Source organism: Roseibium aggregatum (assembly GCF_014692675.1).
GTDB classification, from domain to species: Bacteria; Pseudomonadota; Alphaproteobacteria; order Rhizobiales; family Stappiaceae; genus Roseibium; species Roseibium aggregatum_C.
In genome coordinates, this window is the sequence record NZ_JABFCZ010000018.1 from 102205 (window position 1) to 126228 (window position 24024).

Annotated in this window: 21 protein-coding genes; 9 read left to right on the plus strand and 12 right to left on the minus strand. The window is 61.4% G+C overall.

The genetic code is table 11. The features are described 5' to 3' along the window. The first annotated feature begins 23 nt into the window (after window positions 1-23). Together HK439_RS16695 and serA are read left to right on the plus strand one after the other, a co-directional pair. On the plus strand, window positions 24-842 hold the full coding sequence (locus tag HK439_RS16695) for an arylamine N-acetyltransferase family protein (RefSeq protein WP_190292669.1): 819 nt from the start codon (window positions 24-26) through the stop codon (window positions 840-842). Between the two features lie 158 nt (window positions 843-1000). Beyond that, on the plus strand, window positions 1001-2245 hold the full coding sequence (gene serA / locus HK439_RS16700) for a phosphoglycerate dehydrogenase (protein WP_190292670.1): 1245 nt from the start codon (window positions 1001-1003) through the stop codon (window positions 2243-2245). Window positions 2246-2308: 63 nt separating this feature from the next. Here serA and HK439_RS16705 read toward each other — a convergent pair whose 3' ends face one another. Next, complete coding sequence (locus tag HK439_RS16705; protein WP_190292671.1) at window positions 2309-3829, minus strand: methyl-accepting chemotaxis protein; 1521 nt, start codon at window positions 3827-3829, stop codon at window positions 2309-2311. Window positions 3830-4375: 546 nt separating this feature from the next. Continuing rightward, window positions 4376-4513, minus strand: coding sequence for a hypothetical protein (locus HK439_RS16710; protein WP_190292672.1), 138 nt, complete (start codon window positions 4511-4513; stop codon window positions 4376-4378). A gap of 12 nt (window positions 4514-4525) precedes the next feature. Here HK439_RS16710 and HK439_RS16715 point away from each other — a divergent pair, with 12 nt between their 5' ends. Together HK439_RS16715 and HK439_RS16720 are read left to right on the plus strand one after the other, a co-directional pair. After that, window positions 4526-5272 (plus strand): pyridoxine 5'-phosphate synthase, encoded by a 747-nt coding sequence (locus HK439_RS16715; RefSeq protein WP_190292673.1) that lies wholly within the window; start codon window positions 4526-4528, stop codon window positions 5270-5272. Between the two features lie 82 nt (window positions 5273-5354). After that, complete coding sequence (locus HK439_RS16720) at window positions 5355-5894, plus strand: NADPH-dependent FMN reductase (RefSeq protein ID WP_209011889.1); 540 nt, start codon at window positions 5355-5357, stop codon at window positions 5892-5894. Between the two features lie 130 nt (window positions 5895-6024). Here the strand turns inward: HK439_RS16720 and HK439_RS16725 are convergent, their stop codons facing one another. The 4 genes from HK439_RS16725 to HK439_RS16740 form a co-directional block, all read right to left on the minus strand. Beyond that, window positions 6025-6591, minus strand: a complete 567-nt coding sequence (locus tag HK439_RS16725; RefSeq protein WP_190292674.1) for a PRC-barrel domain-containing protein — start codon at window positions 6589-6591, stop codon at window positions 6025-6027. A gap of 176 nt (window positions 6592-6767) precedes the next feature. After that, window positions 6768-7541 (minus strand): matrixin family metalloprotease, encoded by a 774-nt coding sequence (locus tag HK439_RS16730; RefSeq protein ID WP_190292675.1) that lies wholly within the window; start codon window positions 7539-7541, stop codon window positions 6768-6770. A gap of 200 nt (window positions 7542-7741) precedes the next feature. Beyond that, window positions 7742-9724, minus strand: a complete 1983-nt coding sequence (locus HK439_RS16735) for a putative bifunctional diguanylate cyclase/phosphodiesterase (protein ID WP_190292676.1) — start codon at window positions 9722-9724, stop codon at window positions 7742-7744. 171 nt (window positions 9725-9895) lie between these two features. Further along, window positions 9896-10939, minus strand: coding sequence for a carbon-nitrogen hydrolase family protein (locus tag HK439_RS16740; protein WP_190292677.1), 1044 nt, complete (start codon window positions 10937-10939; stop codon window positions 9896-9898). A gap of 155 nt (window positions 10940-11094) precedes the next feature. Here HK439_RS16740 and HK439_RS16745 point away from each other — a divergent pair, with 155 nt between their 5' ends. Continuing rightward, entirely contained in the window at window positions 11095-12081 is a 987-nt protein-coding gene (locus HK439_RS16745; RefSeq protein ID WP_190292678.1) for a helix-turn-helix domain-containing protein, read from the plus strand. A 20-nt stretch (window positions 12082-12101) separates the two neighbouring features. On the opposite strand, the gene HK439_RS16750 is transcribed toward HK439_RS16745, so the two are convergent. Beyond that, a complete protein-coding gene (locus HK439_RS16750; RefSeq protein WP_190292679.1) occupies window positions 12102-12902 on the minus strand; it encodes a siderophore-interacting protein in 801 nt (266 codons plus the stop codon). Between the two features lie 194 nt (window positions 12903-13096). Between HK439_RS16750 and HK439_RS16755 the strand changes: the two genes are divergently transcribed. Both HK439_RS16755 and ilvC read left to right on the plus strand, forming a co-directional pair. Beyond that, window positions 13097-13735, plus strand: a complete 639-nt coding sequence (locus HK439_RS16755; protein WP_235987975.1) for a TetR/AcrR family transcriptional regulator — start codon at window positions 13097-13099, stop codon at window positions 13733-13735. A 98-nt stretch (window positions 13736-13833) separates the two neighbouring features. After that, entirely contained in the window at window positions 13834-14853 is a 1020-nt protein-coding gene (ilvC, locus tag HK439_RS16760; RefSeq protein ID WP_190292681.1) for a ketol-acid reductoisomerase, read from the plus strand. Between the two features lie 66 nt (window positions 14854-14919). Here ilvC and HK439_RS16765 read toward each other — a convergent pair whose 3' ends face one another. Both HK439_RS16765 and HK439_RS16770 read right to left on the minus strand, forming a co-directional pair. After that, entirely contained in the window at window positions 14920-15381 is a 462-nt protein-coding gene (locus HK439_RS16765) for an SRPBCC family protein (protein ID WP_190292682.1), read from the minus strand. A gap of 150 nt (window positions 15382-15531) precedes the next feature. Then, complete coding sequence (locus tag HK439_RS16770; RefSeq protein WP_190292683.1) at window positions 15532-18339, minus strand: tetratricopeptide repeat protein; 2808 nt, start codon at window positions 18337-18339, stop codon at window positions 15532-15534. Window positions 18340-18941: 602 nt separating this feature from the next. On the opposite strand from HK439_RS16770, the gene HK439_RS16775 reads away from it, so the two are divergent. Next, window positions 18942-20006, plus strand: coding sequence for a GGDEF domain-containing protein (locus HK439_RS16775; RefSeq protein WP_190292684.1), 1065 nt, complete (start codon window positions 18942-18944; stop codon window positions 20004-20006). 33 nt (window positions 20007-20039) lie between these two features. Here HK439_RS16775 and HK439_RS16780 read toward each other — a convergent pair whose 3' ends face one another. The 3 genes from HK439_RS16780 to HK439_RS16790 are packed head-to-tail and all read right to left on the minus strand — an operon-like array spanning window position 20040 to window position 22655. Continuing rightward, window positions 20040-20924 (minus strand): D-alanyl-D-alanine carboxypeptidase family protein, encoded by an 885-nt coding sequence (locus tag HK439_RS16780; RefSeq protein ID WP_190292685.1) that lies wholly within the window; start codon window positions 20922-20924, stop codon window positions 20040-20042. A gap of 46 nt (window positions 20925-20970) precedes the next feature. After that, complete coding sequence (locus HK439_RS16785; RefSeq protein ID WP_190292686.1) at window positions 20971-21732, minus strand: ABC transporter permease; 762 nt, start codon at window positions 21730-21732, stop codon at window positions 20971-20973. Then, window positions 21729-22655 (minus strand): ABC transporter ATP-binding protein, encoded by a 927-nt coding sequence (locus HK439_RS16790; RefSeq protein WP_190292687.1) that lies wholly within the window; start codon window positions 22653-22655, stop codon window positions 21729-21731. The genes HK439_RS16785 and HK439_RS16790 overlap by 4 nt, the downstream gene beginning before the upstream one ends. A gap of 232 nt (window positions 22656-22887) precedes the next feature. On the opposite strand from HK439_RS16790, the gene HK439_RS16795 reads away from it, so the two are divergent. After that, window positions 22888-23790, plus strand: coding sequence for a pirin family protein (locus tag HK439_RS16795; RefSeq protein WP_190292688.1), 903 nt, complete (start codon window positions 22888-22890; stop codon window positions 23788-23790). Window positions 23791-24024 lie beyond the last annotated feature (234 nt).

The window sequence follows — 24024 nt, forward strand, 5'->3', positions numbered from 1 at the left end:
GCGGCGGGCGCTAAGCGTCTGACATGACATTCGACCTTCAAACCTATCTCGACCGCATCGGCCTCACCGGCTGCGAACCGACCCTGGAGGGGCTGCGCGCGCTGCAGTCCCACCACATGGCGGCCATCCCGTTCGAAAACGTTCTGCCGTTCCTGGGGCAGATCCCGGATGTCCGTTCCGAAGCAGTCTGGAAAAAGATCGTCGAGAACCGGCATGGCGGCTACTGCTTCGAGCAGAACACACTGTTCGGGGAGGCGCTGGCAGCGATCGGCTTTTCCGCCCGGCCGGTGCTCGCCCGCGTACGCAAGGGGCCGCCGGAGGGGTGGAACAGAAGCCATCTCGCCTTCGTCGTCACCATCGACGGCAAGGAATGGCTGGCCGATTGCGGTTTCGGAGGACCTGCGCCTGCCGAACCTGTCAGTCTTGAGACGGCGGACCCGCAGACCATCCGTGGCCAGAACTTCCGCATCCGCTTCGATGAGGAAGCGCGGGAACAGGTTCTGGAACGCGAGATGCCCGATGGCTGGCTCGAACTCTACAGCTTCGACCGCATGCAGCCGACCCGCCCCGACATAGAGGCCGCGAACTATATCTGCGCCACCTGGGACAGGAAGCCGTTCATCGCCAATCTGATGTTCGCCCGCCTGACGGACGGCGGCCGCTTCACCTTTCTGAACGGCGCGGCCCGGCGCAAGGACGACGGCACCGGCGAGGCCTGGCAGATCGAAACCCCGGAAGCCTTTCGCAGCTATGTCACCGAGGATCTGGGACTTGGCTACGACGACGCCACCATCGACGCGCTGTGGTCCCGCATGAGCAGGCTTTACCCGCCGATTACCTGAGCAAATCCCGTGTTTTTATGTCGCAATCGCGAAAGACATCCGCGTGAGCGGTAGACGCACCCCTGTGTCTTTGCGTATATGTGCGCGCCCGGACGGTCGTGACCGGCCCTCCGGCTTCAGACAGGTTCCTGCCACATCCCATCAGGAAGGCCCCCGCCATGATCCACGGTCTCTCCCGACCGAAAAACCAGATTCGCTGGCTGCTGCTGGAGGGGATTTCCCCGACCGCGCACGCGGTTCTGGAAAAAGCCGGCTACACCAATGTCGAGCTCCTTTCGACCGCCCTCGACAAGGACGCCCTCATCGAAAAGATCCAGAACGTCCATGTGGTCGGCATCCGCTCGCGCACCCAGCTCACCGAAGAGGTGCTGGAAGCGGCGAAGACGCTGGTGGCCGTCGGCTGCTTTTCCGTCGGCACCAACCAGGTCGATCTGGACGCCACGCTGATCCGCGGCATTCCGGTCTTCAACGCGCCGTTCTCAAATACCCGCTCGGTCGCCGAGCTGACGATTGCCGAAACCGTCATGCTGATGCGCGGCATCTTCCCGAAGTCCACCGCCGCCCACCACGGCAAGTGGATGAAGACGGCTGTCGGCTCCCACGAAGTGCGCGGCAAGACGCTGGGTATCGTCGGTTACGGCAACATCGGCACCCAGCTCGCCAACCTGGGCGAAGCCATGGGCATGCGCGTGATCTTCTTCGATCTGACCGACAAGCTGCAGCACGGCAACGTCATGCCGGCCGAAAGCCTCGATGAACTGCTGGAACAGTCGGACGTGGTCTCGCTGCACGTGCCGGACACGCCCGCGACGCGCAACATGATCACCGCAACCGAAATTGCGAAGATGAAGAAGGGCGCCTTCCTCATCAACAACGCCCGCGGCAAGGTGGTCGACATCGACGCCCTGGCCGAAGCGCTGAAGAGCGGTCACCTGGCGGGTGCGGCCATCGACGTCTTCCCGGTGGAGCCGAAGTCCAACAAGGACGAATTCATCAGCCCGCTGCGCGGTCTCGACAACGTGATCCTGACCCCGCATGTGGGCGGTTCCACCGAGGAAGCCCAGGACCGGATCGGCGAGGAAGTCTCCAAGCGTCTGGTGGAATATTCCGACGTCGGCTCCACCATCGGCGCGGTCAACTTCCCGGCCGTGCAACTGCCCAAGGGCACGGATGCCACCCGGTTCATCCAGGTGCACCACAACGCGCCAGGGGCGCTTCGCACCCTCAACGACCTGTTCGCCCGCCACGACCTCAACATCTGCGCCCAGTACCTGCAGTCCTACCGGGACATCGGTTACGTGGTGGTCGACGTGGACAGCCCGGTCGAAAACTCCGAGGACATCCTGGAGGAAATCCGCGCCCTGCCCAACACGATCCGGGCCCGGCTGCTGAACCGGGTGTAAGAGCAATAAAAAACCCCTCTCCGGGCGGAGAGGGGTTTTTCGTCTTGAACGGACCTGGACGCCTTAGGCGGCGGCAACGTCATCCAGGAAGGCGCTGATGGCATCTTCCAGCGCCTGGGCCTGAACGGCCATGTCGCTTGAGACGTGGCGGACGTCTTCCGCCGAAGCGGTCGCCCTGGAAGCCGCTTCCGTAACGCCGGCGATATTGTCGGTCGCGTGCTGGGTGCCGACGGCGGCCTGATTGACGTTTTCCGAAATCTCGCCGGTCGCATCGCCCTGCTGGCGCACGGCGGCGGCGATCGTGGTCGTGAACGCGTTGACGCTCTCGATCTTTTCCGCGATGACGCCAATCGCTTCCACCGCCTGATCGGTCGATCCCTGGATCGCCGAGATCTGCTGGCTGATTTCCTCCGTCGCCTTGGAGGTCTGCGTCGCCAGTTCCTTGACCTCCGCCGCAACGACCGCGAACCCCTTGCCGGCATCGCCGGCGCGCGCTGCCTCGATCGTCGCGTTCAGCGCCAGGAGGTTGGTCTGCTCCGCAATGGCCTGAATGAGGGACACGACGTCGCCGATCTTCTGCGCCGCATTGGCAAGGCTCGCCACCTTTTCATTGGTCTCCTGTGCGGATCCGGTAGCCTCGCCGACAATCGCCGTTGTCTGCTCGACCTGACGCTCGATTTCGGAGATCGAAGCCGCCAGTTCCTCCGCAGCCGCGGCAACCGTCTGAACATTGCTCGAAGCCTGCTGGGAAGCGGCAGATGCATCGCTTGCCTGCTGATTGGTCGCATTGGCGACCTCCGTCAGCGCCGCGGCTGTCTCTTCCATTTTCTCGGTATTGGCCCCGACCGTGCTCAAACGCTCCAGAACGTTGGTGCGGAAGGAGGCGATCAGGCTATCGATCCGCTCCTGCCGCTGCGCCTTCTGCAACTGCTCGGCTTCGCTTGCCACCGATAGCCGGGACTGCTCGCGGGCATTGTCGCGGAAGACCTCGACGGCGCGGGCCATATGGCCGATCTCGTCTTTCCGGTCGGCATCGACGATATCGATTTCAAGCTCTCCATCGGCGAGCTGAACCATGTTTTCCCGAAGACGGGTCAGCGGCGAGGTAATGGAGCGAACCACGAACAGCATGGCGGGTGCAATCAGCAGGATCGCCAGAAGGGCGGTCCCAATCTGGGCAAACCGGGCCATCGACGCCGTCGAATTCTCGCTTACGATGGTTTCGCTTAATACCACCTTTCCCTGTTCGGACAGGGTCGACAGAGCGCCGATCATGTTTTCGCCGCCGCCGTCGATGGCGTCGTTGAGCTTGCTGAATTCCTCGGTCGGGGCATTTGCCTCGATCATCGTCTTCAGGTCGACCTGGATTGCCTTGGCGACCGTGGCCAGATCCGCTTCGAAAGTGGCCATCAGGTCCGGCTGACCGATCACCTCACCGGTTGCCCTGGCGGTTTCGATGCCGTCGCGGATCGTCCTGATCGCATCCTCGATGGCCTGGGCGCGCTCGGGCAGAACCTTGCCTTCGTCCTTGTCGATGATGGTGTCCATGGCGGCCAGGACGAGTTCCACATTCGCCAGGCGCATGCCTTCGACCACCTAGAGGTTGGCGCTGAGCTGCTCCACATCCTGCATGGCCTGTTCGCTCTTGCGGGCCGAAACCCAGGCAACGGCAACCATGACGCAGAAACCGAAAATGACGCCCGCGGTCACAAGGAGCAGACGTCCTCGCACACTTGATAAATGTATCATGAAACCCCCAAATCACTATTTAAACAAATACTCCATGACGAAGACTAAACAGGGGTTAACGACAACAATACATCTGGCCTGCAGGATATTTTAAATTCAAAACTGAAAAGAGCATTCAAAATAGTTTCAACCTTAGGAATAATAGAACTCAGGAAAGCGGAAAATCCGCCTCAGGCCGAACCGTGTATCGGTCCCACCCGCAATTCCTGTTGAATTGCCTATTGAACGTAATGAGACATACGGGTTAGCACGTAAAAAACATCCGCCAAGGCATCACTTCGGCGAAAAACGGCGGGTTTCCCAGGCTGTCCCCCGAATGCGGTCTGAACAAGCACCCTGAACTCGTTTTGCCGGCTCCGGCAGAAGTGCGGACATCCGGCCTCATACCGCCTGTTTCCAGGCGCGCTCCATTCCGCTGCCATTGTCCCTAGGGACAATTTCCCGTTTGACATCAACGGCCTTTCGGCTGATTCCTTTTAAAAAACGGCCTGTTTGCCGTCCGAAATCCGTTTCAAGCATCCAGAAGATCCCATGACCGCCTCGCGCCTTTCCGTCAATGTCAATGCCGTCGCCATGCTCCGCAACCGGCGCGACCTGCCCTGGCCGAGCGTGACCGGATTGTCGGCGATTGCCATGGAAGCCGGCGCCAAGGGCATCACCGTCCACCCGCGCCCGGACGAGCGCCACATTCGCAAGACCGACGTCTACGACCTCGCCGAGCTGATCGAGGAGCGCTATCCGAATAAGGAGCTGTGCCTGGAGGGCTATCCGTCCGCGGATTTTTTAAAGCTCGTCGAGGAGGCCCGGCCCGAACAGGTGCTGTTCGTACCCGACGATCCGGAACAGCAGACCTCCGACCACGGCTGGCAGTTCGACCGCGACACCTCCGCCCTTGCCGCGGCGATCACGGCGGCGAAGAACTGGGCGGTCACGGTCTCCCTGTTCTGCGATCCGGATCCGTCAGCGCCGGAACATGCCGCCCGGCTCGGCGCGGAGCGGATCGAGATCTACACCGGCCCCTATGGCGCCTGCTACGACGACCCGGACCGGGCGGAAAAGGAACTGAACAAGGTGGTCGCCACCGCGGAAGCCGCCAGAGACTGCGGCCTCGGCGTCAACGCCGGCCACGATCTCACCGTCGCCAACATCCCGCCCCTGATCAAACGCGCGCCCTTCATCCGCGAAATGTCCATCGGCCATGGGTTTACGGCCGATGCCCTGATCTACGGCTTTGCGGAGAGTGTCAGGCGGTTTAGAAGGGCGATGGGAGAGATCTGAAGCCCGGCGTCGCCCACGCCCCTTGCGAATCTGCTAACGATGGCCGTCCTGTCACAACCAGTGTCATCAACGGGACCTTGCCATGCGGATTAAATTACTCGCCCTGTGCGGTAGCCTGCGCACCGGGTCCTCCAACAGGGCCTTGCTCGAAGCAGCCCGGCAGGTTCAGCCCGACAATATCGAAATTTCCATCTATGACGGTATCGCCGCCCTGCCGCATTTTTCACCGGATCTGGATGACAACGCGCTGTTGCCGGATGCCGCAAAAGTCTTGCGGCAAAGGGTCGAGGACGCCGACGGGCTCGTGATTTCCTGCCCGGAGTACATGCACTGCCTGCCCGGCAGCTTCAAGAATGCGCTCGACTGGATGGTGGGAAGCGAAAAATTTCCCGGAAAAGCCGTGGCGCTCTTCCAGGCGACCTCCCGCCACGAACATGTTCCGGCCCTGTTGCGGGATGTCCTGAAGACCATGGCGGCCGATGTGGTGGAAGAGGCGAGTTTCGTGCTGCCGGCGACGACCAACCGGATCGAGGCAGATGGCCTTGCCGCCGATCCGGAGATTGCGGCCGCAATCAGGGACAAGCTGCAGTGTTTTGCCGGCCGTATCCGCAGCGGAATCTGACAGGGCAACGCGCGCCGCGGTTCGCACAGGAAGCCTCGGCGGGGTCTGCCCGAAGCAGATCGGGCCGCGGAAATTCCGCGACCCGATCCTCGGTGGCCTCCGTTATCGGGACTGTCGTGCACCAGATGGTTTATTGGGTCGGCCGCGCACCGGTGGATTGACGCGGCGAGGACTGCTCTTCCGCCTTCGCTGCATCCATTTTGCGCTTCTTCTCGAGCAGGGTCATGTAGACCGGCGCATTTTCCAGTTGCTCGGCCGAGGCGTTGAGCATCAGCTTGCTCTCACCGCCCAGGGTAAAGTCGTGCTGTATCCGGTCGGCAGGGATCGCAACCTGCTTGGCCCCGACGCCAAGGAAGCCGCCGACATCGATCACATAGGCGACAATCCGGCCCTCCGGGCTGATTTCGAATGCGGAGACCTCGCCGAGCGTCTCCCCGTCCGGGCTCTCCACATCGTGTCCGATCAGGTCGGTGGAAAGAATGTTGCCTTTCGTCTGAGCCATCACATACGGCGGGGACGATGTCGCCTGGGCTGCGTCGGCAGGCTTTGGAGCGTCCATCGGCGTTTCCACCGCCGGATCGAATGCTTCGCTCTTGGGCGGAAGCGGCTGCGACGGTGTCGTTGCCTGTTGGGCAAGGGCTGGACCGGCGGCCATTGCGGCCACGACAAGCCCGGCTGCAATCGTTCGGTACATCATGTCTAACTCCCTTTTCAGTCACCCCCAACGCCGCACAAACCGAGTGCGGCGCGCCAGAAACACACGCAAAGGTAGTGATCAAACAGGGCGATTTTCGGGAGATACGGATATAAAATTATTGAGTGAAATAAAGAACTTGGGAAGCACGCAGGTCACGCGCATAGCGCCGAACCTTGTCAATTTGATGATGCCGGGGGGCCGTAGAGCCTGACGATACCGGAAATATCGCCTGCCTGAAGACCATCGAAATCCTCGCTGTACTTGAAATACATCACCTCCCCCTTCCGTCCCGGATGATCCAGCCCGATCGCGTGGCCGATTTCGTGGGCGAAGGTGAACGACAGATCGTAGACCTTGAGGTCTCCGTCATGGCCGAGTTTCCAGGTCCGTTCCGGATTGATGCAGATCGCCGATCTGGAGATAGGGGCGACCTGCGCGGTTGTTTCTCCGGACGGGCGCACGGCTTCCCTATCTTCGCTTCCCAGGCCGCGTTCACTGTTCCTTTCCCGAGAAACGGTTCGCGGCGCACCGGTTGCCTTGTGAACGTTCGTAAAGGCGTAGCCGCGCGGGACGGTCTGCGCTCCGATCACGATATTCGCCCTGTCGACAGCGTCGGTCTTTTCGAACACGACACCGCCCGCTTTTTCCCAAAGCCGGAACGCCGCCTCCGCGGCTGCGGTCATATCGGACACGGAAAGCCCCGAGCGAGCCGCAGCCGCGTCGAGCCGGTCCATGGATTTGCAATTGCGCGCGCTCTCATCCGTGATCGGACCGTCCGCATATGCATAAGTGATGAGGGCCGGCATCCCGAGCTGCGGAGCGCCCCATTTCACAAATTGCCTGTCGAGTTTGAGCAGCTTGTAAGCCGCGCTTCCGGCCTGTGCGGCTTCACCCGGCATTATCCAGGCGGCGACAGCGCCCGCCAGAAGAAGGAGCGCCCGCGCCGTCAAAACAGCCTGCTTTTCCGCTTGAGGAAGTCTTGCTTCTGTTCCGGCATGCCCGCGGTGCTTCTATCGCGCTTCAAGATTCGGCGAAAAGCTTTGCATCGATTGGCGCGCATGTAAAATCGGGAAGAACACCAAGGTGGATTTTCTGGTGGAACGAACCGCGCGGCGATCTGCGCGCATTTGCCGGGTCTAGGGTCAGGACCCTAGCCGGCGGCCTTCTCCCGGTCCCTGCCTGCGTCCTTGTCCTCGCGCACCAGCGGCAGCACGGAATGTTCCATGAGATAGGGCGCCATTTCCGAAAGAGGCATCGGCTCGCCGTAGTAGAAGCCCTGGAAATGATCGCAGGCAAGCGTCTCCAGAACAGCCGCCTGCTCCTTCGTTTCGATGCCCTCCGCGGTGACCTTCATGTCCAGCTTGTGGCCGAGCATGATGATCGTATCGAGGATTTCGCGCGACTTGCCGTCGCCCTGTCCGATTGACTGGACGAAGGACCGGTCGATCTTCAGCTTGTTGAAATTGAACTGCCATAGATAGCCCAGGCTCGAGTAGCCGGTGCCGAAATCGTCCATGGCGATGGTGACGCCGAGATCCCGGAGATCTTTCAGCTGCTGCGATGCGTTGTGCGACTGTTCGATCAGAAGGCTTTCCGTAACTTCCAGTTCCAGCCGGCGCGCCGCGAAGCCGTAGTCGGACAAGAATTGCGACACATGTTCGGTAAGCCTGCCGTCCTCGAACTGCCGCGTCGACAGGTTGACGGAGACGAACATGTGCTCCGGCCAATCCACCGCGGTCCTGATCGCCTGTTCCAGGACCCAGGTGCCGATCGGAATGATATCGCCGGTCTCCTCCGCAATCGGAATGAACTCGCTTGGCGGGATGAAGGTGCCCTGGCCGTCCTGAAGCCGCAGCAGCGCTTCGAAGCCGACCACCCGGCTGCCGACAGGATCGATCAGGGGCTGGAAATAGAGTTCGAAACGGTCGGCGGAAAGCCCGCAGATGACGGCTTCCTCCACCAGCCTGCGCCGCGCGATCGTGTCCTCCAGGTCGGGCGTGAACACGACGCATGTGTTCCGTCCGAGAAGTTTCGCCTGATAAAGCGCGATATCCGCCTTGTGCATGCGGTCTTCCAGGCCCAGTCCGCCGCCCTGTTCCAGATAGACGCCCACGCTCAGATGGCCCGTGATCGCGATACCGTCGAGCCGGACCGGTTCGCTGACCGTTGTCCGTACCCCCTCGATCAGGTCGTAGAGTTCCTCATCCGTACGATCGACCGCCAGAAGAACGAATTCGTCGCCGCCGATCCGGGCGGCAAGATCGGAAGGCCCCAGGTGACTGGAAATCGCATTGCCGACATGGCGCAGGAACTCGTCCCCGGTCTTGTGGCCGAACGTGTCATTGATCGCCTTGAACTTGTCGATGTCGATAAAGATGACCGCCGTCCGCGCCAGATCCAGTTTTCCATTCCGGCGGCGCTCCTCCGCCTGCTGGAAGAACGAGTTCCGGTTGTTCAGGCCGGTAATCTGATCGACCAGGGAGAGCATGCGAACCTTTTCGCCCGTGCGGACCTGCTGACGCATCTTGACGATGTAGGCAACGAAGGGGACCCCGAACATCAGCAGCAAGACCCCGCCCAGAACGAAGGCCAACTGAACGAAATTGGCGCGGAAAAGCGAGGCGACCTGGCTCTGGTCCAGATAGACCTCGACCACGCCGACGGCCTTTCCGTCAGCTCCCGGAACGGGAACATAGGCTTCGACGTAGAGGTCGGGCCGATTGGCTTTCTCCGTTCCGTCATTCACCTCGATCACCGCGGCACCGGTCTCCAGGACGCTTCGGGCATGTCCGTTGTGGTCGGCCTTCGCCCCCGGCTCGAGCGGCGTGCCGCGCTCATCCGAAATCAGGACCAGCCGGCCGTTGGCGTCGAACAGCTTGAAACGGAAGACGTCACCGACCTGCACGGCCGTCTCGATCGTGGCGTTCTGGGCCTCGTCGGGAACGCCGGTCTGAAGAAGGGCGTCCAGATCGGGCATGGTGTGAGCGAGATAATCCGCCCAGTTTCGCGCCTTGCGTTCCGCATTGGCTGCGATGGCGCTGTCCACGGTGGATTTCAGCCCCGATTGCGCCGTCCAGAACATGGCGGCAGCAAAGGAAATCAGAAAACCAAAGACGATAGCGCCCCTGAACATGAAATTCGCTCCTCCACCCCACCAATTCTTGGGGGTATTGGCTAATATTTCGATAATTGAAAATAGAGAGAAGGAAATGCAGCAAAGAAAGGACGAGGGTATCCACGATCTTCCCGGACACGCGCAGGACATGTCCGGGAAATTCTCAAATAGTCCGGAGGGCTTCTTCCTTCAGGCCGCTTCCTCGCTGCCTGCTGTTTCTTCGACTGCATCGGCTTCGACGGCAACAGCCGATGCTGGAATTTGCCGGTCGCCGCGATCCTGCAGGATCACCCGGTCGCCCGGTGTCCGGTTTAACAGGAGCCGCGTGACGTCCGGACGGGAATAATGACCGGCGGGATCGGCAGCGGCCTTGGCGAGCGAGATCATGCCGAGATCGATATCCGCATAGACGAGCCCCTCCTCGTCCTCCGGCAGCGTTGCACTGATCAATTGCCCATCCGGCGCATAGATCTGGGCGAAGCCGCCGCCTGGAAGCAGCAGGTTTTTCTTCATCTCGTCCGTGCACAACTGTTCGATCATCTCCTGCGAGACCGTTGCGCAGGGCGCGATGACATAGCAGCCGCCCTCGACCGCATAGATCCGGCTCGCCGCGTTGTTGACTTCCGCCCCCAGCGCATAGGCACCGCCCCTGTAGAGCGAAAAGCTCGGCCACGCGGCGATATGGATCTGCTCGTCCTGAGCATACATGGCGTATTTGGAAAGCGGTTGGAGATGCTCCCAGCAGCACAGCGCTCCGACCCGGCCGAGCGGTGTGTCATGAACGGCAAGGTCCGTGCCGTCGCCCTCGCCGAAGACTGTGCGTTCCACATGGGTCGGCTTCAGCTTGCGCCTCTGGGCGATGGTCGCGCCGTCCGCCCCGATGATCCACTGGCCCATGTAGAGGCTGCCGCCCTTGCGTTCCGACAGGCCCATGACGACCATGATGGAATTGTCCTTTGCCGCCTTCGACAGACGCTCGGCCTGGGGCGACCCATAGGTCAGCGAATTGTCGAAATAGCGCTGCACGAACTGCATGCCCCAGGCGGGCGCATCCAGCCAGATGTGCCACGGGTAGCCGGGAAGAAAGGTTTCCGGAAAGGCGATCAGCTCCGCCCCGGCCCCGGCGGCCTCCTTGATCAGCCCGATACATTTGTCGACCGTTGCGTCGAGATCGAGAAAGACCGGCGATGCCTGGACGGCGGCGGCCTTGAATTTCGGATGTGTGACGGACATGTGCTTCCCCTCTGCTCGGCTTTTGATCCTGTCCAGAAATTGATCATATGCATCGGTTGAAAGCCGGCTTGTCTCAGCCACGCAGCACACTTGCTCCAGCGTTTCAATTCGCGCTTTTCAATGGACAGACCCGAGAGCTTTGCTAAGGTTTTTGGATGGAGAGGCTTTGGTCGACAGATACGATCGTCGCAAAGGACCGTCTTTCCTACTGGGTCGACCTCGTTTGCGACACGTTTGTTCAGCTTGACTGCGATGCGCCGGACAACGGCGCCTCGTTTCGGGGAGAGATCGCTTGTGGCCGGCTCGCGACCCTCACCCTGTCCCAGGTCACCGCGACACCCCAATGGGTCCGGCGCACGCCCGCCAAGATCGCCAGAACGAGCGAGGACTATTTTCTCGTCAGTCTCCAGGCGACCGGACGCGGCGTCGTGATCCAGGACGGACGAACGGCGGAGCTGAAACCGGGCGACTTCGCGCTTTACGATTCAACCAGGCCTTACGAACTCGTCTTCGACGGCGAGTTTCGCCAATACGTGCTGCAACTCCCCGGCACGGTCCTCCGCTCGCGCATGCAGGACACTGAGGCGCTCACCGCCCGCACGGTCGACGGCCGGTGCGGTGCGGGGCATCTGGTGAACAGCATGATCAATTCGCTCGTCCGCGACATGGAAAGCCTCGAACCGGCGTCGCTCACGGCCGTTGCAGAAAGCATGGAGAATATTCTGGTGGCCGGACTGTCGACGCTGGGCGGCACCCCTGCTCCGCAGCTGTCGGGCCTGACAGCCTTTCACCGCGATCAGATCAAGGCCCATGTCGCCACCCATCTGCGCGACCCGAACCTCTCTGTTGGAACGATTGCCCGTGCCTTGAAAATCTCACCCAGCACGATCCACCGTGCTTTTTCCAGCGAGGCCGTCTCACTCAATTCATGGATCTGGGGACAGCGGCTCGATGCCGCCAAACGCGATTTATGCGACCCGGCCCTTGCCCGACGCAGCGTGAGCGAGATCGCCTTCAGTTGGGGCTTCAACGACGCCGCCCATTTCAGCCGCGCCTTCCGCGCCCGCTTCGGCTGCACGCCCCGTGACCTGAGGGCGGCGTGCATGGCCGATTTTTCGCCCTCTTCCCGGCCAGGGCTCTAGATCGCGGGCCTGCCAGGCCTTTAACCCGCCAGCCCTTCCCGCTTGGCCTGCTGATGCTGGTCCTCGACCAGCCCGAGCTTCCAGTAGCCGGAGATATAGGCATCGGCCTTATCGATGCCGCGTCCGGTCTGCACCAGCAGGCGCAGCTCGCGGATGACGCCGCTTTCACCTGCAATGCAGGTCTGGATCCGGCCATCCGGAAATTCGAGGCCGCGAATGAAGTCGATCTGCGCCGCCGACGGCAGATGCGGGTCGTCCTGAACGAGCCAGTGGGTCTTGATGCCTTCAGGGATATCGATCTCCTGCCGGTCGTCTTCGGAATGGATCTCGAAGATGGCCACGCCCCTCGCCGTCTCCGGCATGGCCTCCAGCGTGGCGGCGGCAACGGGAAGCGCCGACATGTCGGCGGCCACCAGATACCAGTCGGCATAAAACTCCGTCAGCTTCACCGGCCCCGGCCCCATGAAGGCCAGGAAGTCGCCGGGCGCCGCGCTTTGGGCCCAGAGCGTCGCCGGTCCCTCGTCCCCGTGGGCGACGAAGTCGATATCCATTTCCAGGCTCTCAGGTCGGAACGAACGCACCGTGTAGGTCCGCACCGGATGGACCCGCTCCTTCGGCCGGCCTTCCGAATAGAGGGCGGAAAACGCCTCGAAACTTTCCCCCTCACGCGGAAAGGCGAGCTTGCAATGCGCCCCTTCCTGGCCTTCGGGAAAATCGGCAAGGCCATCGCCGGTCAGCGTGACGCGGATCATGTGCGGCGTGAGGTAACGGGAGGATTTGACGGTCAGAATGCGGGGACTGCGTCTTTGCGGAGCGGCCATTGGATTTCCTAAACATGAGTTATTTACTCATATTTATATCCGGCATCTCCGTTTGAAAAGAGGCTCCTTGAAATCGGACAACAAGGCGCTTGCCCTCACCTCCCCAATTTCCCCCTTGACCTTCCTCTCTGGCTCCGTCATAACTCCCGAACCGTACCGTACGGTACAAACACTTTTCAGCAACTGCCATGTCCATGTCCGCCCACACCATCGACCCCGAGTTTGAAGACATCGCCTTCACGCCGCGCCAGGAAGCGGTGCTGGAGCACGCGTTGGCATTACTCGTCGGTGGGGGCGAAAAGGCGCTGACGACGGCGGGTCTGGCGCGGACCGCCAACTGCTCCAAGGAAAGCCTCTACAAGTGGTTCGGCGACCGGGACGGGCTGCTTGCCGCCGTCGTCGCCTATCAGGCAAACAAGGTGCATTTCCCGCCCGAAAGCGGCGCCACGGCGGACGCGGAAACCTTCCGCACCCATCTGGTCGCCTTCGCCACGGAACTGCTCGCGGTCCTGTTCGGCGAGACCTCGCTTGCGCTCAACCGGCTTTCCATCGGCCAGTCGAACCGGGACGACAACCGCCTCGGACGGCTGCTCCTGGTCCGCGGCAAGCACATGATCTCCGCCCGCGCGCGATCGCTGCTGGAGGCCGGTCGCCACCGCGGGCTGATCAAGTTCAACGACGCGGAAGAAGCCTATCAGGTGCTCTACGGCCTGGCCGTGCGCGACGTTCATATCCGCCTGCTCCTCGGCGACACGCCCAGCGAAGCGGAACGCGACCTGGAAGCCCAGGCAAGGGTCGCGGTTGACAGGTTTTACCGGCTCTTCGGGGCCTGACCGGCGCCGGAAAGCCAACAACCACGGAATAAGTTCGAAAGATCGGGACACCGGAAAAAAGCCGGGTCCCCTTAGAGAAACGGGAGAAAGGAAGACCCATGCGTGTTTATTACGATCGCGATGCCGATCTGAACCTGATCAAGTCCAAGAAAGTCCTCGTCATCGGTTACGGCTCCCAGGGCCGCGCCCATGCCATGAACCTGAAGGACAGCGGCTGCACCGAAATCGCCATTGCCCTGCGCGAAGGCTCCACCACCGCTCTCAAGGCAGAAGCCGACGGCTTCAAGGTCATGAACGTGGCCGAGGGTGCCGCCTGGGCCGACCTGATGATGATGGCCACCCCGGACGAACTCCAGGCCGACATCTACAAGGACCACATCGCCGGCAACATCCGCGACGGCGCGGCCATCGCCTTCGCCCACGGCCTCAACGTCTACTTCGGCCTGATCGAGCCGAAGGACACCGTCGACGTTCTCATGGTCGCTCCGAAGGGCCCGGGCCACACCGTGCGTTCCGAATACGAGCGCGGCGGCGGCGTGCCCTGCCTGATCGCCGTCCATCAGGACGCATCCGGCAATGCCCATGACCTCGGTCTGTCCTACGCCTGCGGCGTCGGCGGCGGCCGCTCCGGCATCATCGAAACCACCTTCCAGGAAGAGTGCGAAACCGACCTCTTCGGCGAACAGGCCGTTCTGTGCGGCGGTCTCGTGGAACTGATCCGCGCCGGTTTCGAAACCCTGGTGGAAGCCGGCTACGCTCCGGAAATGGCCTATTTCGAGTGCCTGCACGAAGTGAAGCTGATCGTGGACCTGATCTACGAAGGCGGCATCGCCAACATGAACTACTCCATCTCCAACACGGCTGAATGGGGCGAATACGTCACCGGCCCGCGCATCGTTACCGAAGAAACCAAGGCGGAAATGAAGCGCGTCCTGAAGGACATCCAGACCGGCAAGTTTACCTCCGACTGGATGCAGGAGTACCGGGCAGGTGCCGCCAAGTTCAAGGCGACCCGCCGTCTGAACGACGCCCACCAGATCGAGGAAGTCGGCGAACGCCTGCGCGGCATGATGCCATGGATCGCCAAGAACAAGCTGGTCGACAAGACCAAGAACTAAGCTTGCGGATTATCCGGCTTGCAGCGGCCCGCCTACCGGCGGGCCGTTTTGCATTTCGATAGGCCGCTAGGCCTCCACCACCCGCCCCAGCGCGTCCAGCAGATCCCGGGTCCCGTCTTCGCGCATTTGCGGACCGTCGTAGCCGTCGAGGAAAGCGCCCTGTTCGGTGAATTTCAGCCGTGTGCCGCCCGGCACGTCGAACAGTTCGATCGTGGTCAGCGATGCGGAAACGTGCCGGCCGTCGGCGTCCATGTCATAGGCGTAGATGATCCGCTCATCCTCGACGATGTCCAGATAGATCGAATCGAACCGGTAGGAATGGCTGTGATCGTGAAACTCCACGACGCCGTGGCTGTGTTCGCGCCCTCCGATGCGGAAGTCCATCGACGCGGCAGAGGTGCCGTCCGGACCGCCGAACCATTTCCGTTTCTTGTCGAAATCGGCAAAGGCTTCGAAAAGCAGCCTTCTGGACGCCCTGTAGGTCCGCTCCAAAGTGAACATGGCATGGACAACACCGCGTTCGGTCATGTTCCCTCCTCCGTTCGATCCCGTTGCATCCGATCGGGAAAGCCTCCGGGCGCTTCGGGACGCCTCTCCTGATCCGCCGTCACGCCGGTGCATCCCGACCTTGCCGGTTCATTGCCTGCCGCGACCGGACCCTGCGGACCCGGAAAAAGCTCAGTGTGAATTCGGCGCTTTCGATTTGCCGTGAGCAACTTTGGTTCCGCCCTGGGAACAAAGCTCCGCTTCCGCCGCAGCCTTTTCGTCCCCCGCCTCGACGGCTTTCAGAAAATAGTCGCAGGCGCGTCCGGCATCGGCCTTGTCGAACTTGCCGGTCTTGTAGAGATAGCCGATATCCGTCAACGCGCGCGGCTCCCCGAAACGGGCCGCCTTTTCGAACCAGCGAAGCGCCAGATCGAAGCTCGGCTGGTCGGCCCGGTAGGCATGGTAGGCGCCCAGCAGCGCGGCGGCTGCCGCATTTCCGGTTTCGGCTTCATCCTCCAGAAAGCTCACCGCCTTTTCCCGCTCGCCCGCATCCGTTTTGGTATCGAGAGCGAGATCTGCAGCGGCAATGCGTGCCTTGATGGATTTCTTGCCCGCAAGCTGCCACCAGAATGCGGCCTTGTCCGTGTCGCGGGGGGGTCCCCTTCCGTTGAAATAGGCATCTCCCAGCCGCTGCTGGGCGATCGTCAGCCCGCGATTGGCGGCAAATTCCAGATGCCCGAGGGCCTCTTCCTGCGCGCCGGGACGCTCGGTCACGTGTGTCAGCAGAAAATCGGCCAGGGCATAGCGGGCCGTGGGTAGATGATCCGCGTCCGCGGCAGCCAGCCTAAAATGCTCTTCCGCCTTTTCCTGGTCGGCCGGCAGCACGATGCCGTATTGATAGGCCAGGCCGAGAAACAGGTTCCTGTTCCGCTCACCCTGCTTCCGCCACTTGCCGGTTTCCGTGTTGCGGACCAGTTCGGAAAGCGGGCCGAGGCTCGCCAGAGGGTCGGACTTCGAAATCTTCACGAGCAATCCCACGGCGCCATGAAAATCCGGTTCTTCCGCCTCTTCCAGTATCTGCGCCCGGCTCCATTTGACGGCAGCCTCCAGGTTTCCATCGTCCGCGGCCACCTTGTAGAGTTTTAGCGCCTCTTCACCGTCGCCCAGCATGGCGCTGTGCGACAGCGCCTCGGCCGCTTCGAGCGCCACCTTGGCGTCTCCGCCTTCGCCAAGCTTGATCTGCCAGTGAAGCGCCTTTTGCCGGTCCCGGAGATCGCCCAGGCCATTGGAGTAGATGTCGACGAGCCGGCGGGCCGCGTAGGCATTGTCCCCTTGCGCGGCTTTTTCGTACCAGTCGGCTGCGACCTTGGCATCCTTTGCCATGGCAAGCCCGTTTTCCGCCATGTAACCGAGATAGGCCATGGCCAGCGCATTTCCCTGATCGGCCCCCTTCCGGAAGAGGTCGGCGGCGCGCTTGTCATCCCGCCTGACGCCCTCGCCCTTGAAATAGGCCTGAGCGAGCATCACGGTCCCGTCGACATCACCGCCTTCGTCGCCTTGCCGGTAATAGGCAACCGCTCGCTTCGGATTGTAAAAGCCCCCGTTTTTATCACCGTAGATATCGCCCAGCCCGGTTGCCGCATCGGCATCTTCGGAGGCGACTTCCAGATAAATCTCGCGGGCTTTTGCGATATCCTGCTCAACGCCGACACCGTATTGATAGCATTGGGCGAGCGAGAAACCGCCCGCCTGGGGATCGGTTTCATAGGCCTTCGTGAACCAGTGGAACGCCTCGGCGTCGTCTTCCGCGACCCCGTTGCCCCAGTAATACATGTCGCCCAGCAGAACCTGGGCATAGGAACGCCCGTCTTCCGCCGCCGCGCGAATGTATCTGCGCGCCTGTTGCGGCTGCGCCTCGCCCCCCAGTCCGTAGAGCAGCATCCGGCCCGCCTCGTATTGGGCGTAGGCATAGCCCCTGTCTGCCGCTTCGACAAAAAGCGCGCGCGCCTGTTCCTGGTCCTTTTGCGTCCCGAGACCACGGTCCATCAGGGAAGCCATATAGGCAACCGCCTGCGGATCCCGGTCATACTCGACCATCGCCTGGAAGTGCCTGAAGGCGGCGGCATAGTCCTGCGCCACCCCCTTGCCGATTTCATAGGCCACGCCCAGGGAGATGTTTGCGCGCTCCCGGCCCAGGTCTATGGCCCGCCTGAAAAGCTCCGCCGCTTTCGTGTAATCCTGCGCCACACCCGACCCCACCCAGTACATTTCGCCCAGGAAATGGGTCGAGCGGGGATCGTCGAGATCCGCTCCCTGCCGGTAAAGCTCGACGGCCTTCTCCGGGCCTCCGGGCTTGAGCATGCCGTCCTCGTAGAGCAAGCCCAGCGAGGCGTAACTGTCGGTGTAACCGTCCTCTATCGCCTGCCTGTAGTATTTCGCAGCCGTTTCGTAATTCCGGTCGACACCCCAGCCGTTCTCGTAAAGCCAGCCCAGCCAGTCGGTCGCCTGCAATATGCCGTTTTCAGACGCCCACTTGATCCAGAAATAGGCACGGGCATGATCCTTGCGCACGCCCAGACCGTTCAGGTACATGGCCCCGAGGCGCATGCCGCTCCAGTAATGGCCGTAATCGGCGGCCTCCTGATAAAGCCAGACCGCCTTTTTCAGGTCCCGCGCCGTTCCAAGGCCGAGCTGGTAATATTGCCCCAGAGCGCCCTTGGCCGCCGGATACCCCGCATCCGCCGCTGCCTTGAAATGAAAGAAGGCCTTGTCATAGTCCGGCGTCCAGAACGTCTCGTTTTCGTAGGCCAACCCTAAGCGGAAATGCGCTTCCGGATCCCCTTCGGCAGCCGCAGCCCGCAACGTATCCAGTTCGAAAAACTCAGGCTCGAGCGATTCATCCAGGGAATCGCGTCCAAGGGATGACAGACTGTCCTCTATCGTCCCCCTGTCCAGGGACTTGAGCTCGTCCTCCCCGCCCTCGACCGCACCTGCAGGCAAGGCCGCCGCCGAAAACCAAAGGGCACAGACCCAAAACGCAATCGTCTTCCTGTTCATATCGCCCGTGACCTGACACCAATCGCGTTCGATAATGGACCATCCGGCCGATCATATTCAATCCCGATAGAATTAGGGTCGGGACTCACTCATTAATTGCAATCCGGCCGATGCTCCGGCCGGCGAGGCATTCGGCCCGGATTTGTTAAGTCCGCCACCGTCCATTGGCTGTCCCGCGGATACGGACCGGCAATCGGGATTATCAATTACCCTTGAAAAAAATACCTATATCCGAAAGTGCAATTTTGTCGCATGCCTGCCTGCCCGGACAATGAACAAGCCGCGCTTTCAAAGGCTTAGCACCGGCCTCTCCACACCCCCGCCTCCGGCCGAAACAAATTACTGCCCGGTTCGATAAAATTTTATCGAATGCGTTAAACACGCCGCAAGGGGTGGTGCCTAGTGTCCACGGCATCATCGATACTCATGTTGCCTCATCTTTAACACTCGAAGGCTTTTCTGCCGTGGACAAGTTTACCCTTTTGGCGGCTAACGCCGTTATTCTGGTAATGTTTTCAATTGCTTTCCTTGTGGCGTTTCGCGACATGAAACGTGCCCGTTACTGGCGGACATGGACCATTGCGAACCTCGTCCTGGCGTCCGCCCTGATGTTCTACATCACCGAAGCGGACCTGCCTGCCGTCGTCGTTTTCCTCGTTCCCAACGGCCTGCTCCTGGTGGGATTTGCCCTGCACTGGAATGCCGCCCGCCAATTCACCGGCTGCAAGCTCTGCCGCGCACGGATCTGGACACCGGTCGGGATCCTGATCGTGACCGGCCTGCCCGCGCTCGCCATGAACAACTACGGACTGACCTACACCGTGACCAATGTCATGCTGTCGGTGCTCGCGTTCGGCACGGCGCGGGAATACTACGGCATGAAGGCGAACCATCTCTCATCGCGTCACGGCCTGACCCTGGCCTATGTCCTGATCGGCATCTCGTTTCTGGTGCGCGTGTTTCAGGGAATTGCCGAATGGCAGAACATGGGTATCGGTCTGCCCGACGACGTTATCCTGACGTTCCATCTGCTGATCGCGCTGATATATGTCAGCGCGAGCGGAGCCTTTTCCCTTGCCATCGCCTTTGAGCGGGCCGTAGCGGAACAGCGCGAGGCAGCCCACCGCGATCCGCTCACCGGCGTCTACAACCGGCGCGAATTCGAACTGAGGCTGAAGGCCCTGCTGTCGAACGAAGCCCGGAAGGCTTTCGCCGTCCTTCAGTTCGATCTAGATCACTTCAAGCAGGTCAACGATCGTTTCGGCCATGTCGCCGGCGACGAGGCGCTTCAGTATTGCGCCGACCTGATCAAGTTCCATCTGCGCGAGGACGACTGCCTCGCCCGCCTGGGCGGCGAGGAATTCGCCGCCATTCTGCCCGAGATTTCCCAGGACGAGGCGGTTCGGATCGCCGAGGCCATCCGCCAGAGCGTGGCCGAAGCCAGACTGGACTTCGCCCCGGCCGAATTCCGGCTGACCCTGTCTGCCGGTGTCTATCACGGCACGGGCGGCGACCTCGGCCACAAGGGCCTGATGCGCCGCGTCGACCAGGGCCTTTATCAATCGAAAAATTCCGGCCGCAACCGGGTCTGTCTGGCCGACGCCGCCTAAACGGGCCTCTGAGCGCCGGCCGGCAACAAGATGCTAGAAGGACGCCTCCAGAAGACGGGTGACTTCCTTGTCGCGAGCCCCCTCGGTCTTGCTGCCCATGACCACGACGAGACGTCTTTCGCCGCCCCGATGTGCCGTCGCCACCAGATTGTACCCCGCCTCGTTGGTGTGCCCCGTCTTCAGTCCGTCGACGCCGGGGACCTTGCCAAGCAGATTGTTCGTCGTCGGGTAGGTCCGGCCGTTGTAGGTGAAGGACTTCGCCCGGAAAAAGCCGGCATATTGCGGGAAACCTGTCTTCAGCGCCCGTCCGAGTCGGGCCATATCGCGCGCCGTCGACACATGACCCGGGTCCGGCAATCCGCTGGCATTGACGAACCGGGTGCGGGTGAGGCCAAGCGCACGGGCCTGCGCGTTCATTCTGGCCGCAAAGGCGTCCTCGCTGCCGGAAATGTTTTCCGCAATCACCACCGCCACGTCGTTCGCCGACTTCACCGCCAGCGCCCGGGCTGCCTGTTCCACGGTGATCGTCGAGCCCGCCTTCAGGCCGAGCTTCGCCGGCGGCTGGCTTGCCGCCCTGGCCGAGACGGTCAGCGGAGTTGAAAGCGAATACCGTCCGGAACCGACCTCCTGAAACAGGAGATAGAGCGTCATCATTTTGGTGAGCGAGGCCGGATAGCGGATCTTGTCTGCGTCATGGGCGTAAAGCGGCGCCCCGGTTGCCATATCGAGCACGACTTCCGAATAGCTGTCGGCGGAGGCCGGCGCCGTGGACGTATAGGCAACCGCCTTTACCTGCGGCGGCGGAGCGGCCTGCGAGACAACAGGTGTCGGCGCAACCGGCACGCCCGCCGTCTGACAGGCTGCAAGCGCTAGCGCCATGGCCACCGCAAACAACGGCCTTCCCAAAATTCCCGACATGTTTCACTTCACCTTGTCTGCCCCGAAGTTGCCCCGTCTCGCCCCCTCAGGCCTTCAGCTTATATCCTGTCTTGAATATCCAGCGAATGATTGCAAGACAGATAACCAGGAAAAGAAGGGTCATGCTCAGGGACAGCGCGAGACTGACATCCGCCTTGCCATAGAAACTCCAGCGGAAGCCGGAAATCAGATAGACGACCGGGTTGGCGAGCGTCACCTTCTGCCAGATTTCCGGCAGCATGCTGATGGAATAGAAACTGCCGCCCAGGAAGGCGAGCGGCGTGACGATCAGAAGCGGCACGAACTGCAGCTTCTCGAACGTGTCGGCCCAGATCCCGATGATGAAGCCGAGCAGGGCGAAGGTCATGGCGGTCAGAAGGAAGAACGCCACCATCCAGGCCGGATGCTGCACTTCGATCGGCACGAAGAACGTGGCGGTCACGAAAATGATCGTCCCGACCAGGACGGCCTTGGTCGCCGCCGCGCCGACGAAGGCTACGGTGATTTCGAAATAGGACACGGGCGCGGACAGGATTTCGTAGATCGTGCCGGTGAACTTCGGGAAATAGATGCCGAAGGATGCATTCGACAGGCTCTGCGTCATCAGGGACAGCATGATCAGTCCGGGCACGATGAAGGCCCCGTAGGAGACGCCGTCCACCTCGCTGATCCGCGACCCGATCGCCGCGCCGAACACGACGAAATAAAGCGTCGTGGAAATCACCGGCGAGATGATCGACTGCATCAGCGTGCGCCCCGTTCGGGCCATTTCATAGAGATAGATCGCCTTGATCGCCTGAAAGTTCATGCCTTTTCCTTCACCAGATCGACGAAGATATCCTCCAGTGAACTCTGGGTCGTATTGAGATCGTGGAACCGGACACCCGCCTTCGACAGGTCGTTCAAAAGCGCGGTGATGCCGGTGCGCTCGCTCTTTGTGTCGTAGGAATAGGTCAACGACTTGCCGTCGTCGCCAATGGTCAGGTCATGCGCCTCAAGTCCCGCCGGCAGTTCGCTGATCGGGGTCTGCAGATGCAGGGTCAGTTCCTTTCGGCCGAGCTTGCGCATCAGCTCGTTCTTTTCCTCCACCAGGATGATCTCGCCCTTGTTGATCACCCCGACGCGGTCGGCCATTTCCTCCGCCTCTTCGATGTAGTGGGTTGTCAGAATGATCGTCACGCCGCGGTTCTTCAGGTTCTCCACGATGCGCCACATGTCGCGGCGCAGTTCCACGTCCACGCCTGCGGTCGGCTCGTCCAGGAACAGCACCTTCGGCTCGTGGGCCAGCGCCTTTGCGACCAGTAGGCGCCGTTTCATGCCGCCGGAGAGCGCCATGATCGGCGCCCTGTGCTTGTCCCACAGGCTGAGGTCTTTCAGGATCTCCTCGACCAGCGCCGGATTGCTCCGCATGCCGAACAGGCCCCGGCTGAAGGACACCATGTCGATGACCTTCTCGAAGTGGGACACGGGCATCTCCTGGGGCACCAGGCCGATCAGTTTTCGTGCCTCCCGATAGTTTCGGATGGCATCGAAACCGCCGACGGTGATCGTGCCCGACGTCGGGCGGACCAGCCCGCAGATCGTGCTGATCAGGGTCGTCTTGCCGGCGCCGTTGGGTCCGAGCAGGGCGAAGACCTCGCCTTCGTTGATGTCGAGGGAAACCGATTTGAGCGCCTGGAAGCCGCCGTCGTAGGTTTTGGTCAGGGACTGGACAGAAATGATTGCGGACATAAATCGATTAGATCTTGAAACGTGTGTGAGGGCGGGACCGGGCCGGATCACGCCTTGAGCCTGTACCGGCAAACCTGCCCGAACCCGTGATCAGAAGATAGGCATCCGATTGGATTGTGCCAAGGCCAGCCTGCATTGTTTCACCTGAGTGAACAGACTGTTTGGCATTGGCCGATGGGAACCTGTCTTCCGTCCACTATTTTAGGGAAATCACGTATTGGAGCGAGGATCAATGTCCATTCGGCCCGTCACTCATATCGGCACCACCCAGCCGACCCTCGAAGGGGCCGGCGTGAAACTGGAACGCGTCTTCGGGTTTCAGGATCCGGAGATGCTCGATCCGTTTCTGCTCCTCGACGATTTCAGGAACGAGCGGCCGGAAGACTATCTGGCGGGTTTTCCCTGGCATCCGCATCGGGGCATCGAGACGATCACCTACGTCCTGGCCGGCACGGTGGAACACGGCGACAGCCTGGGCAATACCGGCAACCTCGGCGCCGGCGATGTCCAGTGGATGACCGCCGGCCGCGGCATCATGCACCAGGAAATGCCCAAGGGCGACGACCGGGGACGCATGCACGGATTTCAGCTCTGGGCCAATCTGCCCTCGTCGCTGAAGATGTCCGAACCGCGCTATCAGGATGTCAACGCGGGGGATATCCCCGTGGTTGTCGATGACGACGGCACCACGGTGCGGATCATCTGCGGTGACTTCTGGGGCAAGTCCGGCCCGGTCGACGGCATTGCCGCTGACCCGCAATACCTCGATGTCTTCGTTCCCGCCGGCGTAAAGAAACGGCTGAAGGTCGACACCTACAAGCAGACCTTCGCCTATATCTTCGAAGGCTCCGGCGCCTTTGCAGATGCCTCCGACCCCTTCGGCGTTCTGACCGAAAAGGAACTGAACGGCAAAGAACTGCATGTCCGTGACCGGACCGGCGACCGGTCCCTGGTCATATTCGGCTCCGGCGACGAAATCGTCGTCCAAGCCGGGGAAAAAGGTATCCGTTTCCTTCTCGTCTCCGGCGCACCGATCCGGGAGCCTGTCGCGTGGCACGGCCCCATCGTCATGAACACTCGCGAAGAGCTCATACAGGCAGTCAACGAACTGCGCGGCGGCACGTTCATCCGCTAGGGTCAGGCCCCTAACCTCCCACCTTGCTTGCCCACCAAGCAAGAACTGGCGGCATCCACTCCCGATGGATGCCGTTTTTTTTTGCCTCGTCCGAAGTCAGTCTGCGTTTGATGCATATCATCCCTGAACGCCCCGAAAACGGCCATTCTGCCGAAAGGAATAGCGGAAAGCGAAGGGAGATGATGTCATGGAAAGCAAGGTTTCCAGCCAGCTGAAAATTTCATGCCGGACATT